Consider the following 14,758-nt stretch of genomic DNA (forward strand, 5'->3'; position numbering starts at 1 on the left):
ATAATGAGCAATAATAAACATTTTATTGCAACAAAATATGAGCAGGAAGGAGAAGAAGGGGGTTATGCTGTCATTCGGCATAGAACGGAAGCCGCATATGCGGGTCTGATTAGATTTATTTAACTGTAGTTTGCAACCGCAGAAGTCATTAGACAGAAATGGGAGGAATCATAGATGGAACAAGCAAAATTCGTTCAGAACCGCGTTCAATCGCGTGCCTATCGATTAGTGAAGCCTCATGAGGTAATTGAGACGGTTCTTGAAAAACAAGTGCATGATTGGGATGTTGTCGTGGAACCGACCCTGGGCAGCGTATGTCATGCGGATTTACGCTATTTCAGTGGGCAACGGCGAGCAGAAGTGTTGGAAAAAAAGCTTCCTATGGCACTTATTCATGAAGGAATTGGTATCGTAAAGTCAAGCGGTACACCGGCAGTCAAAACGGGCCAACGAGTTGTAATTGTACCGAACATTCAAGGTTATATGCTGGATGGAACAGATCCGATGAACTGTTGTGAGTCATGCAGAAGCGGCAAGGGCGTAAATTATTGCACACGGGGGCGTTTTTTGGGAAGCGGAACCGACGGCATTGCTCAGAGCAGATTGGTATTTCCGGCAGCAAGTGCAATCCCGATTCCAGATGAAGTGCCGGATGAAATTGCTGTACTGACAGAGCTAAGCTCGGTTTCCTATCAAGCACTCCATCATGTTGCTGATGCACTTAAGAGTGCACAGGTAGTTGTATTCGGAGACGGTCCGGTCGGATATTTGGCAGCTGCTATGCTTCATCATGTTTATGGTGTAAGTCAAGACCGCCTCACTGTATTCGGTGCTGTCCCGGAGAAGCTGGCACAATTTGAATTTGCCACCCGCAGACTGGTGCAGGACTATGATTTCTCCAAAGGTGAAAAGTATGATGTCGCTTTGGAATGCACGGGTGGTAAGTTCTCAGAAAGTGCGATAAATCAAGCCATTGAGGTGTTAAATCCAGGCGGACATCTCATTCTGATGGGAGTCACGGAAGATCGGGTGCCCATTAATACGAGGGACGTTCTTGAGAAAGGAATCACGATGAGAGGAAGCAGTCGTAGTTCTATTGATGATTTCATTCCTGTGTTGGAGGCTATGAAAGATTTGCAATGCCAGGAAACCTTAAGGAAGTTGCTTCCGGATGAACGGACACAGATTCAATCCGCAGAAGATTTCGCACATGTTATGGAACTTGCTGAATCCAACAGAGGGTGGAAGAAGATTCTTCTAAATTTCAAATGGTGATGTTTCAGTAATGACAAAAATAGTGAATTGAAGTAAACTTATCTAAGCAAAAAGAAAGCGTTTACCAAAATAAATAAACATTAATAAGCATCAACATCTTTTATATCAATGGAAGGAGGATCCATTTGAACAAACAGAGACTTTGGGGCAAGTTTCGCCCGTATGTCATGATTGCGCCTGCCATGGCCGGTATCCTTGTTTTTGTCATTTACCCTATTCTGTATCTGATTTATTTAAGCTTCTTTAAATATAACATGCTGAATAAGGCGAAGAGCAGGTTCATTGGTCTGGATAATTTTATTGAAATCTTCACGAGAGAAGACTTTTACAAATCACTATGGAATACGTGCTTGTACACGATTGGAGTTGTCGTTCTGACCTTGGCATTATCCTTGATCATAGCCGTTTGGCTAAGCAACAACAGCAAATTCAATTCCTTGATCCAAGTCGGTATTTTTACACCTCATATTATTTCAATCGTATCGATTGCGCTCGTATGGCTTTGGATGATGGAGCCGAGTGTTGGTTATCTCAATTACATGTTGAAAGCGCTCGGTTTACCACCGTCCCAATGGTTGCAAAGCTCCAGAACGGCTTTGGTTTCTGTCATTCTCGTTTCGGTATGGCACAGCATCGGCTATTATACGCTAATTATCATCGCAGCCATCCGAGGGATTTCCAAAGAGATTCTTGAAGCAGCGGCTATTGATAATGCCAGTAAGTTTAGGGTGCTGTTCTCGATAACGATTCCCATGATTTCGCCACAGCTATTTTTTATCCTTATCATTATGACCATCGGTTCGTTCAAAGTTTTTGATACGGTGAGAATTATGACGGGAGGCGGTCCCAATAAAGCAACCAACACGCTTGTTTACTACATTTATGAATTCCGTACAACGAATATCGGTTATGCTTCAGCGACGGGCGTAGTACTGATGGCGGCAATCGGGCTGTTGACCGTGCTGTACTTCCGATTACTGTCCAAAAAAGTCCATTATTCTTAATGGCAAACTAGAGGATGAAAAAGGAGAGTACAATTGGCCATGAAGCGAACCGTCAGCTTTATTTTCAAAATCGCGCTTCTACTTGTTTTTATATTCCCGTTTCTGTGGATGATATCGACGTCATTGCAGTCTTATGATGAGATTATGACGTTCCCGCCAACGATGGTTCCAGCTATGCCGCAGTGGAAAAATTTCACGGATGCTATGGGTACGGGGCCATTTTTAACCTATACAAGGAATTCCGTCATCGTGACGCTTTCCGTTATCGTTCTGCAAGTGATTGTGATGATCCCAGCTGCTTACGCTTTTGCCAAGTACAATTTTTACGGAAAAGGAATCCTGTTCGGCATGGTGCTGTTGGCGTTTATGATTCCCGGCCAGGTTACCTTCATTCCTGTTTATTTAATGCTGGCGGATTGGGGCTTAATCAAGTCGCTGCTGCCGCAAATTATACCGTTTATGTCCAATGCTTTCGGCATCTTCCTGCTGCGCCAATATTTTATGCAAACTCCGGAAGAAATCATAGAAGCTGCCAGAATAGATAACGCGAGCGAGTTCAGAATCATGTGGAATATCCTGACCCCAATGGCTATGCCTGCCTTGGCGACGGTTGTCCTCTTCAGCTTTGTCAGCCATTGGAACGATTATTTCTGGCCTTTAGTGATGACCGATTCGACACCTGTTCGGCCTCTAACCATAGGCATTTCGATGTTGAAGGAAACAGAAGGTGTGAACAATTGGAATATTCTTATGGCGGCCAATGTGGTGTTGGTTATTCCCATCTTGATTGTGTATGCATTCTGCTCGAAATACATTGTTAAAGCTTTCGTATACTCCGGAATTAAATAAACCGAAACAATCTAATCCTATTAATGGAGGGGTAAATACATGAAGAAAAAAGTTGGCAATATGATGGTCACTGCAGTCGTATTAACGGGTTTGCTAGCAGGCTGTTCATCAAATGGAAGCGGCGTTGAAGGATCAATGGCTCCAGCATCGACTTCGGCTGCAACGGCCAAGGCCTCTGGCGAGCCGGCAAAAGGCAAGGCTACGGTTCAATTTTGGCACTCTCTCGGGGGAAAAACCGGTGAGTATATGACAGCGATGATTGACCGATTCAATGCTTCCCATCCTAATATTGAAGTGGTTGGAACGTTTCAAGGCAATTATGATGAAACCGCTACCAAATTGCAGCAGTCGATTGCCGCCAATACCGCCCCCGACGTGACGATGCTTGAACGCGCATATGTCGAGCAGTTCGCAGACGCTGAGGTATTGCAAGATCTTAACTCCTATATGAAAAGCTCGAAACTTAGTGCAGATGACTTCGTTCCAGGTTTGATGGGGCATTCTACGTTTAATAACAAATTGGTATCCTTGCCTTTAAACCGTTCCACGCCGATTTTCTATATCAATAAGGATATGCTGGATGAAAAAGGACTTGCGGTTCCGACAACTTGGGACGAACTGAACAAAGTTGCCAACGCGCTGGTGATTAAGGAAGGAAGCGAATACAAGCGTTATGGGCTTACGATGGTTCACGATTCGTGGTACCCGATTGCCTTCATTGCGCAAGCAGGCGGTAAGTTTTTCAATGAGAAAGCAACTTCAGTTGATTTTATTGATAACGGAATTGGGGATAAAGTGTTTAGCTACTTGAAGGATATGCAAAAGTCTGGCGCTTTGTACTACCCACCTTCACAAAACTCCGGCAGCATTGTTAATCAGATGTTCACAGACGGTAAAGTCGGGATGATGTTCCAATCGACAGGTGTCATGGGATCGCTTTCCAACCTTAAGTTTAAAATGGTAACCGCTTTCATGCCGAAAGATAAAGTGAATGCTGAGCCTACAGGCGGCGCTAATATTGCCATGACTACCGGATCCAAGCAAAAGGACGCAGCATGGGAGTTCATTAATTGGGTGGAGACTGATCCGCAAGGCGGCTTACAGTTCATAATCGATACGGGTTACCTGCCTTTCACTAAGAAAATGGTCGAAACGAAGCAAATTCAGGATCTATGGACGAAAGAGCCGAACCGCAAGGTCGCTTACGATCAGCTTCAATTTGCCGTTGATACAAACAAAAGCGTCGTTTGGCCGGAAGTTATGAAGGAGTTTCATTCCGTTATGCAGGCAATCATGTATGACAGCAAAGATATCAAATCTTCATTGGATGGATTTAAAAAGGAAACGGAACGAATTTTGAAGTCCAAATAAAATAATGTGGAGGAATGGCGACAATGTCCATAACTGACAAGAACTTAGGGAGCAGGGCTATTCAATGGCAAGCGCACCAAAACTCGAATTCGGAAGTGCCCGAGAATACGATGGCAGCGATGGATTACGCATGGAATCTCGGGGGGATACCCGAGATTGATATCCGGCAAACGGCAGATGGCATCATTATCGGTATACATGACGCAACGCCGAAACGAACACTGTCCGTACCCGAAGCGGATCAAGACAAGCTGATCTCTGAACTTACTTTTGATCAGATTCAGCAATGGGATGCAGGTGTGAAATTCGGCGAGCAGTTCCGTAATGAGAAAGTTCCTTCACTTAAGCGGATATTGGCTGTTTTGTCCGAGCATTCCGACCGTCAGCTTTATCTGGACTTTAAACAGGTAGATTTGGAAGCATTGGCTGCGCTGATTCAAGAATATGGCGTAGCCCGGCAGATTATTTTTGCCCACAATAATCATGAGAATTGTAAAACTGTTAAACGGTTAGTTCCCGAGGTTAGAACCATGCTGTGGATTCCTGCACGTGTCCCAGAAACAGCGATGGAAACATACGCACATATTCGTCAAACAGGGTTTGACTCCCTCAATATGGTTCAGCTTCATCTGCCGGATGCCGAGGAAAAGCAGTCGTGGCGTTACAAACTGCAGAAGACCTTTATTCAAGAGGCTCTGCAGGATTTGGGAGAAGCGGGGATGGAATTGGAAGTGCTGCCGTACAAATTTGATCAGGAAGACTTATTCGAATTGCTGAACATGGGAATTCGGCGTTATGCAGTTGACGAGCCAAGTGTATTTGTTGAGCTATTGAATCGCTATTTTGATTAGGAAAGTGAGGTCAAATTCGATGAGAGCTAAAAGGTGTATGGTGTTGATTGCAGGAGTCGTGCTCACCTGTGTCCTTGGGTCTTCCATGCCTACGGCGAGTGCAAAGCAGCCTTCATGGCATTCAAAAGTGTTTGATTTGTCCGCACAGCCGACGGAGCTGGTTCGTGATAAAACGTTGCAAAATGGCACCGTTCTGCAATCATTTGCTTTTGATAACGTAAATAAACATATCTATACCGTGCAGTTAATGGCAGGCGGGCTTATGCTTCCGGGAGAACCGGCTGCCGTCAGCGGGGCCAATCGCAATTTGAACGGCGATTTAGCTTTAACGCAGCTGGATCTTGAGGGAAACCAGATAGGTTACATGTACTTGAAAGGTTTCGGTCATGGTGTTCAGATCGGAGTTGAAACGGAAGACGGAATTCCCTATATTTGGTCGGAAACAGACTCTGTTGCAGAGGGGAAAGATGGTTGGGGAACCGCCATCACAAGATTCAAGTTTGAGAATGGAAAGATTTTAACTCCCGAGTCGCCGGAGCTTCAGAAACACAAGCTCATCGAAGGGGTGGATCGCACAACGGTAAATATTGATGCGGCTAACGACTTGTTAACCATGCGCTACCGGAAAGATGGTGTTTTCCACTTCGGTGTGTATGAATTGGAGAGTGTTAAGCAGCACCGGTATGACGCTATTGCGGATGTTGTGCAGCCAAGCGTAGGAACATTTCAAGGCTTCGCCTCTTACGGGCAATACCTCTATTTGCTGGAGGGGAGTTCTTACGGCACAAGCGGTTCGGTTGAACCGACAGGCAATACGTACATTACCACTGTGAATTTTGATACAGGAGAAATAGTCGACAAGCAGTTGATTACAGCTGGGAGCTCTTTATCTTTTAGAGAACCGGAAGGGTTAGCTGTACGAATTCCCGATGTTAAACACCCACAAAAAGCGGAGCTTGGTGTAGGCTTTGCCTCCGACTTCACGCCTTTGCGCTTGGCAAATGTGTACACGTACAATCGGATGCTGCCTGAGGCGGCGATTAAAAATCGCAATAAATAGATTTTACTTGACCGAATAAACAGCATATACTAATCTAAAAGCAAAAATAAGCGAATATACTCTTATCTGAGCATAATATTAGCAAAGTTTGCACATAAGAGGGGTGCCTCGTGTTAGCGGCAGAACGAAAATTTAGGATAGTCGAATATGTAAAAATACATCGTGTTGCAACAATCGCTGAATTAGCCCAAGAATTTAACGTTCATGAAGCTACCATTCGAAGGGACCTGGAGGAAATTGAACAGAAGGGACTTGCGAAGAGGACACACGGTGGGGTGACAATCGATCAATGGACGCATAATGAACCTTCGTTTAATGAAAGAGTTGTTCAACAGTTCGATCAGAAAGACAGGATTGGCAAGATGGCCGCAAGCATGGTGGAAGACGGAGAGCACATCATTATTGACTCCGGAACTACAACCCTGCATATTGCCAAAAACCTGGTTCAACGATCAAACATTACTGTAGTCACCAATGATATGAATATTGCTACAGAGCTGCGTGATGCACCGGGCATCAAGGTCATTGTAACCGGCGGCGATCTTTATCCTTCCAGCTATATGTTAAACGGTATGTTCACGGATCATGTTCTGGGTTCCCTCCATGTTCAGAAGGCGTTTATCGGGATTCCTGTCATTCATCCCAAGTACGGTCTCATGCATCCGGAGGCTCAGCTGGTTCCTACCAAAAAGGGCATGATAAATGCGGCTGAACAGATAATCGTTGTAGCGGATGACAGTAAAATAGGTAAGGTATCACTACATACCGTAGCTCCTTGCACATCCATTAATACACTGATTACAGGCAGCAACGTATCGGAAAATGTGGTGCGGCAATTCCGCGACAGTGGAATGGATGTTATCATGGTGTGATCGATGAGTGCGGAGATCAACCAAGTTCAACTAAGGATACCCCGTAGGGGTGTCCTTTTTATATATTTTGGGGATTTACGAATGTGATTGGTTTTGTGTTAAAGTGAATATATCGAACCGGTAGAGGGGAGCAAATTCATGAAACTGGTCTGTTTCGGAGACAGTATAACTTCAAGGACAGAAGGTTATGACCGTCCGTTATTGACCGTAAAACTTGCCTCAAAACTTGGCGAAGAATGGGAAATCATTAACGCCGGCGTGCCTGGGAATAATACATTTGATGCGATAGATAGAATTCAAAGAGACGTCTTAAACCATAACCCGGATCTCGTGACGGTACTATTCGGTGCAAATGATGCAGCACATCATAAGAGGGTTCAATTGCTAGATTATAAGAGGAATCTCACTGACATTGTTACTATTCTTTCACCCCAAAAAGTCATCTTGATTAGCCCTGCACCCGTAGATGAGAAGCTGCAACATGCTCGAACAAATCTTGTGCTTAAGGAATATGCAGAGGCCGTTAGAGAAGTGAGTGAAGCAACGGGAAGTCCGTATATCGACTTTTTCACAAAAATGATGGGGTTTCGCCATCTATCCGAACTATTAAAAGGTCAAAGAAACGATGGTCTTCATTTCGGTGAACTAGGTTATGAACATTTATCTGATGAAATAAAAAAGGAAGTGTTAACTTATGAACGTAGAAACGGTCATGAAAGAGCTTGAAGTTCTGGGCAAGGAACGAACCAAGAAAATATACGCCTCCAATGGTGCGCATGAGCCTCTTTTTGGCGTGGCTACCGGAGAAATGAAGCCCATTGCCAAGAAAATTAAGCACAATCAACTTCTGGCTGAGGAGCTTTACAATACTGGAAACTATGATGCGATGTATTTTGCCGGCGTAATTGCAGATCCCAAGGCAATGACGGAGGCGGATTTTGACCGTTGGATAGATGGAGCTTATTTTTATATGCTGTCTGATTATGTGGTTGCTGTAACTTTGTCAGAAACAGATATCGCCCAGCAGGTTGCCGATAAATGGATCCTTAGCGGTGAAGAGTTGAAAATGTCGGCAGGCTGGAGTTGTTACTGCTGGCTCTTGGGCAACCGACGGGACAGCGAATTTGATGAAAGTAAACTTGCTGCTATGCTCGAAAGGGTGAAAAATACGATTCATGATGCTCCCGAACGAACGAAATATGCGATGAATAATTTCATATACACAGTTGGAGTATCTTATTTGCCGCTTCATGATAAGGCGATAGAGACTGCAAAAGCCGTTGGTCCGGTTGAAGTCGAACGCAATAAGAGCCTGATCGCTTCCGATCGTATTCAAAAGGATGTGGATAAAGGGAGAATTGGTTTCAAACGCAAATATGTAAGATGTTAAATTATTATATATGTGTTAAATGGCATTGTCGGAATTTGTAGATTTATGATAGGATGAACATCAGATTCTCTATACGAGATTCGGATATGGTTAGAAGAATAGGAGAACATTTTTATTATGACCAGTAAGAACAAACAGCATGCGTTTCGGTTAGCATTGCTGCTCGGTTTATTTTCTACACTCGGGCCTTTTACTATTGATATGTACTTGCCCGCGTTTCCGGAAATTGTGAAGCAATTCGGAACAACGGCTTCACTTGTACAACTCAGTTTGACCGCTTGTTTACTCGGTCTGGGCATCGGCCAACTCGTGATGGGCTCTCTGAGTGATGTCTATGGCAGACGCAACCCGCTGCTTATCTCCATGGCCGTTTATTTTGTCGCTTCATTAGCCTGCGCCTTCTCGCCTAATATAGGAGTGTTGATTGCATTTCGGTTCGTGCAAGGCTTTGCCGCTTCAGCAGGTATTGTTATTTCCCGGGCAATTGCACGTGATTTATACAGCGGCCACGAACTCACCAAGTTTTTCTCCCTGCTGCTGCTTGTCGGTAATTTGGGGCCGCTCGTAGCACCGGTTACGGGCAGCGGGATTTTATCTTTCACGACGTGGATAGGCGTATTTATCGCACTCGCGTTATTAGGATTGTACCTGTTGATGATGACAAAATGGAAGCTGCAAGAGACTTTGCCTTCCGATCGCCGCAGGCCTAGCAATTTTATGGAACAGTTAAAGAACTACGGATCGCTCCTGCGAGATCGCCAGTTTGTCGGCTACATGCTGGCACAGGGCATTATGATCGCGGGCGTGTTCGCTTACGTGTCGGGAACGCCTTTTATCTATCAAAATATTTACGGCGCTTCGCCCACGGTATTCGCTCTTTTGTTCGGGTCGAACGGCATTAGCTTAATCATCGGCTCCCAAGTGGTGGGGCGGATGTCGCATCGCGTCTCTGAACAGGCCTTTCTGTTGTTCGGTCTGTGGGTGGCCTTTTTTGCCAGCCTTACAGTTTTAGTAGTAGCCATCGTTCATGGGCCACTTTTCGCTTTAGTAATTCCGCTATTTTTCTTTGTGGCTGCAATCGGTATAACGTCAACGGCAGCTTTTCCGCTTGCGATGGAGAGCCAAAGTCAAAATGCGGGCAGCGCTGCTGCACTGCTGGGCGTCATCCCCTTTTTGCTCGGAGCTGTTGTCTCCCCGCTGGTTGGTATCGCGGGTGAGGATACCGCTGTACCGCTAGGCGTCATTATTTTGTTGACGAGCGCCGCAGCGATGTTCGCTTATTTCATTCTCGTAAAAAGAGGCTCGCGTGGAGTCGCTTAACGATCATTAAACCAAAAAGCCTCTAGAAGCACTTAACTCGTGCGTTCTAGAGGCTTTTTGGCTTTAAAGGCTTATTTCTCCCAAAGCTCGATCAGCCGGCCTTCCGGATCTTCGATCCAAGCAAACTTGCCATAGTCACCGACTTCTTTGTTCTTGGCCAGAGGTACACCGATTTGTTCAAGATGCTGAATCATCTCGTCCAGATCATAGACTTGGAAATTTAACATGACTTGCTGTTCTTTTGGAAAATAGCCGCTATCTTCGGTAAAGAATGAAAAGATCGTTTCATTGCCGGATTGAGGTTGTATGATCGTCCCGTTCCAATCTCCGATTTCAATTTTCAGCACGTCACTGTACCATTTTTTTATAACCTCAAGATTTTTAGTTCTCCAAAAAATGCCTCCAAAACCTTTGATCATCATAGCTAACTCCTGTCTATCATCATATTTGTCTTTCCGATTACTGTAGATATTCGAGATGCACTAGCAAGTTCCTTTTTCCCGTGTGGTTGTTTGAGGGTTGATAACCGTATTGTTATCCAAAGAAAAGGAGCTAATGCTTGAAATTTTCAGCGAGGAGAGCTTCCAGCTTTCAGCATTTTTTCAGTTAACTTTCATATGCCTATCAGCCCAACTTAAGTCTCATTTCAGGTTCGCGTCCTATACTTCAACTATCAACATTAATTCAATTAACTAGCACTCGAAAGGTGGTAATCACATGAATGAAGATATGAAAGATAATATGAAAGATATGAACGATATGAATGATGTCAATGATATGATCGAAGTAAAGGGTATAAAGGTTGATAATAAAATAGGGAATCCTAAATTTAAATCCATGTTTGCAGCTTTTATGGCCGGCGCGGTCGTTATTGGCGGTTTGATGTTCACATCCGATAAGTTGAATTTGTTTGGATATGATGCTGAGTCCACGCCATCAAGCGTTGCTGCAGCCGCTAATTCAACAGCAGCCAATGTCCAAACGGCGTCATTATCACCAACAGGGAATAATAGCGTATCAGCCATTGCAAAATCCGCGAGTCCGGCAATTGTCAAAATTGAGACGAAAGTAAAGCAGACGAATACGGGGCAAAATAGAAGAAACCCATTCCAACAAGGTACCCAAAGTGGGGATACCATTGAAAATGGGATTGGATCGGGCTTTATCTTTGACTCGAATGGATATATTTTAACGAATGAGCATGTCATCGACGGCGCGGACGAAATTAGCGTCTATGTCCAAGGGTACGACACACCTTTTACAGCAAAACTTCTAGGAAGCAGTTATGATCTAGACTTGGCAGTCCTTCAGATTCAAGGGGACAAAGAATTTCCAGCATTGAAAATAGGCAGTTCCGACAATACGGAAGTAGGCGATTGGTTAGTTGCGATCGGCAACCCGTATGACTTCGATTACTCCGTAACGACAGGCGTCCTAAGCGCCAAAGAGCGTGAGATCAGCATTGATGATACCCAAGGGACTAGAAACTATAAGCATTTATTACAAACCGATACAGCGATCAATCCTGGGAACTCTGGCGGTCCGCTTTTAAACTTGAATGGGGAAGTTATCGGTATTAATACGGCTGTTAACTCTGAAGCGCAAGGAATCGGTTTTGCCATTCCATCAAGCACGTTCAGTTCGGTTGTGGATAAGTTGAAAAATAACGAAACGATTCCCAAAGAGCCAGCACCTTACATTGGTGTAGCGCTGCAAAATATTACGGATGATATGTTGTCAGATTTGAAAATCAACAGCACAAAAGGTGCCGTAGTAGCTGAAGTAGAGCATGGTACGCCTGCATTTGAAGGGGGCATTCGTCAATATGACGTTATTTTAAGCGTAAATGGTAAAGCATCTTCAAGCACGGAGGACATTACCAAGGCTGTGCAAGCCGCGTCTGTGGGCGATGAACTGAAAATAACCATTTCTCGCGACGGACAAGAGAAGGATGTTATCGTTAAAGTTGGAGATAAAAACACAGCAACCAGTTATCAAAGCTAATAAAATGGAGACCCCCAGCAAACCGCTGAGGGTCTCTTTCTACGCTTACCAGGGAATTGAAAACCTGTGGCGCGAACTTTTCCAATTCAACGTACCTGTGAATACGAGTGCCGCGAAATAGAGAAGCAAGGAACAAACGATAGAAGTAGTTACGCACCAAACCTGCGGCATGCCATGGGTCATCACATATTGATAAATCAAGTGTCCGGATATCGCCATCAGCATCATACTGATCCCAACTTTGACATAGGGACGAATGTTCCAATAGAACCCGATGGAGTTGGAGATGGAAAAGAAATTCAGCACCGTCTGCATCACAATACCGATACCGATGCCGTAAGCCACACCGATAATGCCCAGCTGGCTGCCTAAAATGTAGATCGTGACAGCCTTGAATGCGGTGGCTATGACATAATTCCACAGCGTAGCCTGCGCGCGGCCGAGTCCGAGCAGAATCGCATGAAGCGGGGCATCGAAATAATGCAGGAAAAACATTGGCGCTAGTATTTTCAGCAGCAATCCTGCCTCGGGTGCATGATAGACAAGTGTCGTTAGCGGAGTCGCCCACTCGTACAGGATCACGGTTGCCGGCGCACCGATCAGAAGCCCCAAGTTCAAAGCCTGATTCATCCGCTCATGGATAAGTAGACTGTTCTTGTTCGCCGCTGCCTCGCCAATCGCAGGAATGAGCGCGGTGGACAAGGACTGGGTGATAAAGCTTGGCATGAACAGCAGCGGAAACGCATAGCCGGCCAGCATGCCGAATTGCTTGGTGGCCATCGCCGTGCCGACGCCGGCGAGCGCTAGGCTCGTTGTGATAAGCAGCGGCTGGAAGGTGCTGTATAACGAGTGAATTATGCCGTGACCGGTGGTTGGAAGTCCGATCTGCAGCAGCTCGCCGAGCGTGCTTTTTCCTTGTTTCAGGTGGGTTGCCCAAGTCTCTCCCGGCATCCTGGATTCGCCGAACAGCTTGTAGCTTGTCACCAGGAAGAGGAGGCTGATCGCTTCGCTGATGACAGAGGCAGCCATTGCTCCTGCGGCGGCATAAGCGACGCCGTAAGGCAGCAACAAGTGGACCAGCGCTAGCACGCAGGCGATTTGAACCGTATGCTCTAGCACATCGGAGGCAGCAATGGTCTTCATCCGCTGCATGCCGCGGAAATATCCTTTTAATACGGCGGAGACGGCTACAATCGGCGCAATGGGTGTAATGGCGAGCATCGCGTAATAAGCACGTTGGTCGCTTAGGAGAATGGAGGCGATCCACTCGGATCCAAGCAGCGTTATGGTCGTGAGCGCTACGCTCAAGAAGCCCGTGACAGCAAGCGAGACATGCAGAATGCGTCTTACTTTCATTCGTTCGCCGCGGGCGGAGGCCTCTGCGACCAACTTCGAAATGGCTACCGGCAAGCCCAACTCCGTAATCGTAATGACGAGCGGGACAAGCGGATGGGCCATCATCAAGATGCCGATACCCTCTGCGCCCAGTACACGCGCGATATACATGCCGCTGATAAAACCGAGAATACGGTTGATGAAAGCAGCGACAGACAATACCAGCGTACCTCTCATGAACGAATGCCCATGTTGTGACATGACTTGTGTCCTCCTGTTTCTGTTTATCGAATAGTTAAATGTATTCAAAAATTGGAAAAGCATGCGAACAAGCCGGTTTTGATGTTGTTTTTGCGGATCGATGGGCCGTATGGAAGGAAAGTTGACGGGGAGGAAGGGCATTTGTCATGGGTATAGATGAAGTGGAATACGTTTAGTAAAGATGATAATATCGGGAGGCTGAGCGTATGGCTGTATCCTATATGGATTTCACTTCTCCAAACGTCCAATATTTCTACGATTTGAAGAACAATCGTACATTCACTAAGGACGCGAACAATTTCATCAACACGCTTGGTATTCAGCAATTGAATACGTTGGGCAATGTATCCTTGCTCGACATCTATTTATCCAAAGCGAACGTGGTCGAGCCGCATGTTCATCAGAACGCAACGGAGCTGGTCTATTGCATTCGAGGCGCAGCGGTCGTGTCCCTCCTGAATCCGTTCACCAAAATGGTGCTTACCTACAACATTACTCCCGGTCAGGTAGCGAATATTCCGCAGGGGTGGTTCCACTGGGAAATGGCTACCGAAGACGATACGCATCTGCTCGCGATCTTCGATGCGCCGGTACCGGAATTCATCGCGGTATCCGACTTCCTCAGACTGGCGCCGAGAAATATGCTTGCTCATACGTATTGCTTGGATCAATCGCAAATCACACAGGCGTTAGCTCCAATCACGAGCACAGTCACGATTGGGCCGCCAGCCGATTGCTCGCATCAACGCCAGGCGCGGCCTGATGCTTACCCACCGCAAGCGGAGCCGCATCCGGAGCCGCATCCGCAAGCTTCTTATACAGGATATGTGTCGCGGCCATCACCATTTCCGGGCATCGGCAACGGCTACAATCGGTAGGGGGAGCCGACGCTTCTTTGCGGCATTCACTTCAGGGAACTAGAGGGCGCTATTTCGAAGAAAAAGCACGATTTCCGTTGTTAGGGGAACAACGTTCCTCTATTTATGCAATTTTGCTGTAAAATCGTGCGATTGCGGAGAAATAAGGGCCTGAGTTCCGCCAAGCTACAAAACAGCTCGATTTTCTATAACATAAAGGACTCCAGTTCCCTTACGTGGCTTGAGGTGTTGCCAAGCGGTGGCAAGCGAAGTGATCACTGTCACATTTTTGATTGACAGCATTTATTT

At 45.8% G+C, this 14,758-nt stretch carries 14 protein-coding genes; 12 read left to right on the plus strand and 2 right to left on the minus strand.

The annotated features are described in order from the left end of the window. Positions 1-174: 174 nt before the first annotated feature. From AC3WTJ_RS04900 to AC3WTJ_RS04945, 10 genes are all read left to right on the plus strand, one after another. A complete protein-coding gene (locus AC3WTJ_RS04900) occupies positions 175-1,275 on the plus strand; it encodes an alcohol dehydrogenase catalytic domain-containing protein (protein ID WP_492520830.1) in 1,101 nt (366 codons plus the stop codon). A 167-nt stretch (positions 1,276-1,442) separates the two neighbouring features. Continuing rightward, on the plus strand, positions 1,443-2,279 hold the full coding sequence (locus tag AC3WTJ_RS04905; protein WP_174806808.1) for a carbohydrate ABC transporter permease: 837 nt from the start codon (positions 1,443-1,445) through the stop codon (positions 2,277-2,279). Between the two features lie 39 nt (positions 2,280-2,318). After that, entirely contained in the window at positions 2,319-3,128 is an 810-nt protein-coding gene (locus AC3WTJ_RS04910; RefSeq protein ID WP_127455984.1) for a carbohydrate ABC transporter permease, read from the plus strand. 39 nt (positions 3,129-3,167) lie between these two features. Continuing rightward, positions 3,168-4,499 carry an ABC transporter substrate-binding protein gene (locus AC3WTJ_RS04915; protein WP_492520831.1) on the plus strand — a complete coding sequence of 444 codons (1,332 nt, stop codon included), beginning with the start codon at positions 3,168-3,170 and terminating at the stop codon, positions 4,497-4,499. Between the two features lie 23 nt (positions 4,500-4,522). Further along, entirely contained in the window at positions 4,523-5,350 is an 828-nt protein-coding gene (locus AC3WTJ_RS04920) for a glycerophosphodiester phosphodiesterase (protein ID WP_492520832.1), read from the plus strand. Between the two features lie 19 nt (positions 5,351-5,369). Further along, a complete protein-coding gene (locus AC3WTJ_RS04925; RefSeq protein WP_492520833.1) occupies positions 5,370-6,410 on the plus strand; it encodes a phage baseplate protein in 1,041 nt (346 codons plus the stop codon). A 110-nt stretch (positions 6,411-6,520) separates the two neighbouring features. Beyond that, positions 6,521-7,282, plus strand: coding sequence for a DeoR/GlpR family DNA-binding transcription regulator (locus tag AC3WTJ_RS04930; protein ID WP_492520834.1), 762 nt, complete (start codon positions 6,521-6,523; stop codon positions 7,280-7,282). A 138-nt stretch (positions 7,283-7,420) separates the two neighbouring features. After that, complete coding sequence (locus tag AC3WTJ_RS04935; RefSeq protein WP_492520835.1) at positions 7,421-8,008, plus strand: SGNH/GDSL hydrolase family protein; 588 nt, start codon at positions 7,421-7,423, stop codon at positions 8,006-8,008. Beyond that, positions 7,977-8,672, plus strand: coding sequence for a DNA alkylation repair protein (locus AC3WTJ_RS04940; protein WP_492520836.1), 696 nt, complete (start codon positions 7,977-7,979; stop codon positions 8,670-8,672). Before AC3WTJ_RS04935 ends, AC3WTJ_RS04940 begins: the two co-directional genes overlap by 32 nt. Positions 8,673-8,789: 117 nt before the next feature. Beyond that, positions 8,790-9,992 carry a multidrug effflux MFS transporter gene (locus AC3WTJ_RS04945; RefSeq protein WP_492520837.1) on the plus strand — a complete coding sequence of 401 codons (1,203 nt, stop codon included), beginning with the start codon at positions 8,790-8,792 and terminating at the stop codon, positions 9,990-9,992. 71 nt (positions 9,993-10,063) lie between these two features. On the opposite strand, the gene AC3WTJ_RS04950 is transcribed toward AC3WTJ_RS04945, so the two are convergent. Then, entirely contained in the window at positions 10,064-10,411 is a 348-nt protein-coding gene (locus AC3WTJ_RS04950; protein WP_492520978.1) for a VOC family protein, read from the minus strand. A gap of 298 nt (positions 10,412-10,709) precedes the next feature. On the opposite strand from AC3WTJ_RS04950, the gene AC3WTJ_RS04955 reads away from it, so the two are divergent. Beyond that, complete coding sequence (locus AC3WTJ_RS04955; RefSeq protein WP_492520838.1) at positions 10,710-11,996, plus strand: S1C family serine protease; 1,287 nt, start codon at positions 10,710-10,712, stop codon at positions 11,994-11,996. A gap of 45 nt (positions 11,997-12,041) precedes the next feature. Here the strand turns inward: AC3WTJ_RS04955 and spoVB are convergent, their stop codons facing one another. Then, positions 12,042-13,592: a stage V sporulation protein B gene (gene spoVB / locus AC3WTJ_RS04960; protein WP_492520839.1), complete on the minus strand. Its 1,551-nt coding sequence runs from the start codon at positions 13,590-13,592 to the stop codon at positions 12,042-12,044. A gap of 206 nt (positions 13,593-13,798) precedes the next feature. Between spoVB and AC3WTJ_RS04965 the strand changes: the two genes are divergently transcribed. Next, a complete protein-coding gene (locus AC3WTJ_RS04965; RefSeq protein WP_492520840.1) occupies positions 13,799-14,470 on the plus strand; it encodes a cupin domain-containing protein in 672 nt (223 codons plus the stop codon). Positions 14,471-14,758 lie beyond the last annotated feature (288 nt).

Source organism: Paenibacillus sp. FW101-FHT12H11, assembly GCF_058790355.1.

Excerpts from the sequence above, each read along its gene's own strand:
- AC3WTJ_RS04900 (WP_492520830.1), top strand. The coding sequence starts at position 175 with ATGGAACAAGCAAAATTCGTTCAGAACCGCGTTCAATCGCGTGCCTAT.
- AC3WTJ_RS04920 (WP_492520832.1), top strand. The coding sequence starts at position 4,523 with ATGTCCATAACTGACAAGAACTTAGGGAGCAGGGCTATTCAATGGCAA.
- AC3WTJ_RS04905 (WP_174806808.1), top strand. The coding sequence starts at position 1,443 with ATGATTGCGCCTGCCATGGCCGGTATCCTTGTTTTTGTCATTTACCCT.
- AC3WTJ_RS04940 (WP_492520836.1), top strand. The coding sequence starts at position 7,977 with ATGAACGTAGAAACGGTCATGAAAGAGCTTGAAGTTCTGGGCAAGGAA.
- AC3WTJ_RS04945 (WP_492520837.1), top strand. The coding sequence starts at position 8,790 with ATGACCAGTAAGAACAAACAGCATGCGTTTCGGTTAGCATTGCTGCTC.
- AC3WTJ_RS04910 (WP_127455984.1), top strand. The coding sequence starts at position 2,319 with ATGAAGCGAACCGTCAGCTTTATTTTCAAAATCGCGCTTCTACTTGTT.
- AC3WTJ_RS04935 (WP_492520835.1), top strand. The coding sequence starts at position 7,421 with ATGAAACTGGTCTGTTTCGGAGACAGTATAACTTCAAGGACAGAAGGT.
- AC3WTJ_RS04915 (WP_492520831.1), top strand. The coding sequence starts at position 3,168 with ATGAAGAAAAAAGTTGGCAATATGATGGTCACTGCAGTCGTATTAACG.
- AC3WTJ_RS04965 (WP_492520840.1), top strand. The coding sequence starts at position 13,799 with ATGGCTGTATCCTATATGGATTTCACTTCTCCAAACGTCCAATATTTC.
- AC3WTJ_RS04955 (WP_492520838.1), top strand. The coding sequence starts at position 10,710 with ATGAATGAAGATATGAAAGATAATATGAAAGATATGAACGATATGAAT.
- spoVB (WP_492520839.1), bottom strand. The coding sequence starts at position 13,592 with ATGTCACAACATGGGCATTCGTTCATGAGAGGTACGCTGGTATTGTCT.
- AC3WTJ_RS04925 (WP_492520833.1), top strand. The coding sequence starts at position 5,370 with ATGAGAGCTAAAAGGTGTATGGTGTTGATTGCAGGAGTCGTGCTCACC.
- AC3WTJ_RS04950 (WP_492520978.1), bottom strand. The coding sequence starts at position 10,411 with ATGATCAAAGGTTTTGGAGGCATTTTTTGGAGAACTAAAAATCTTGAG.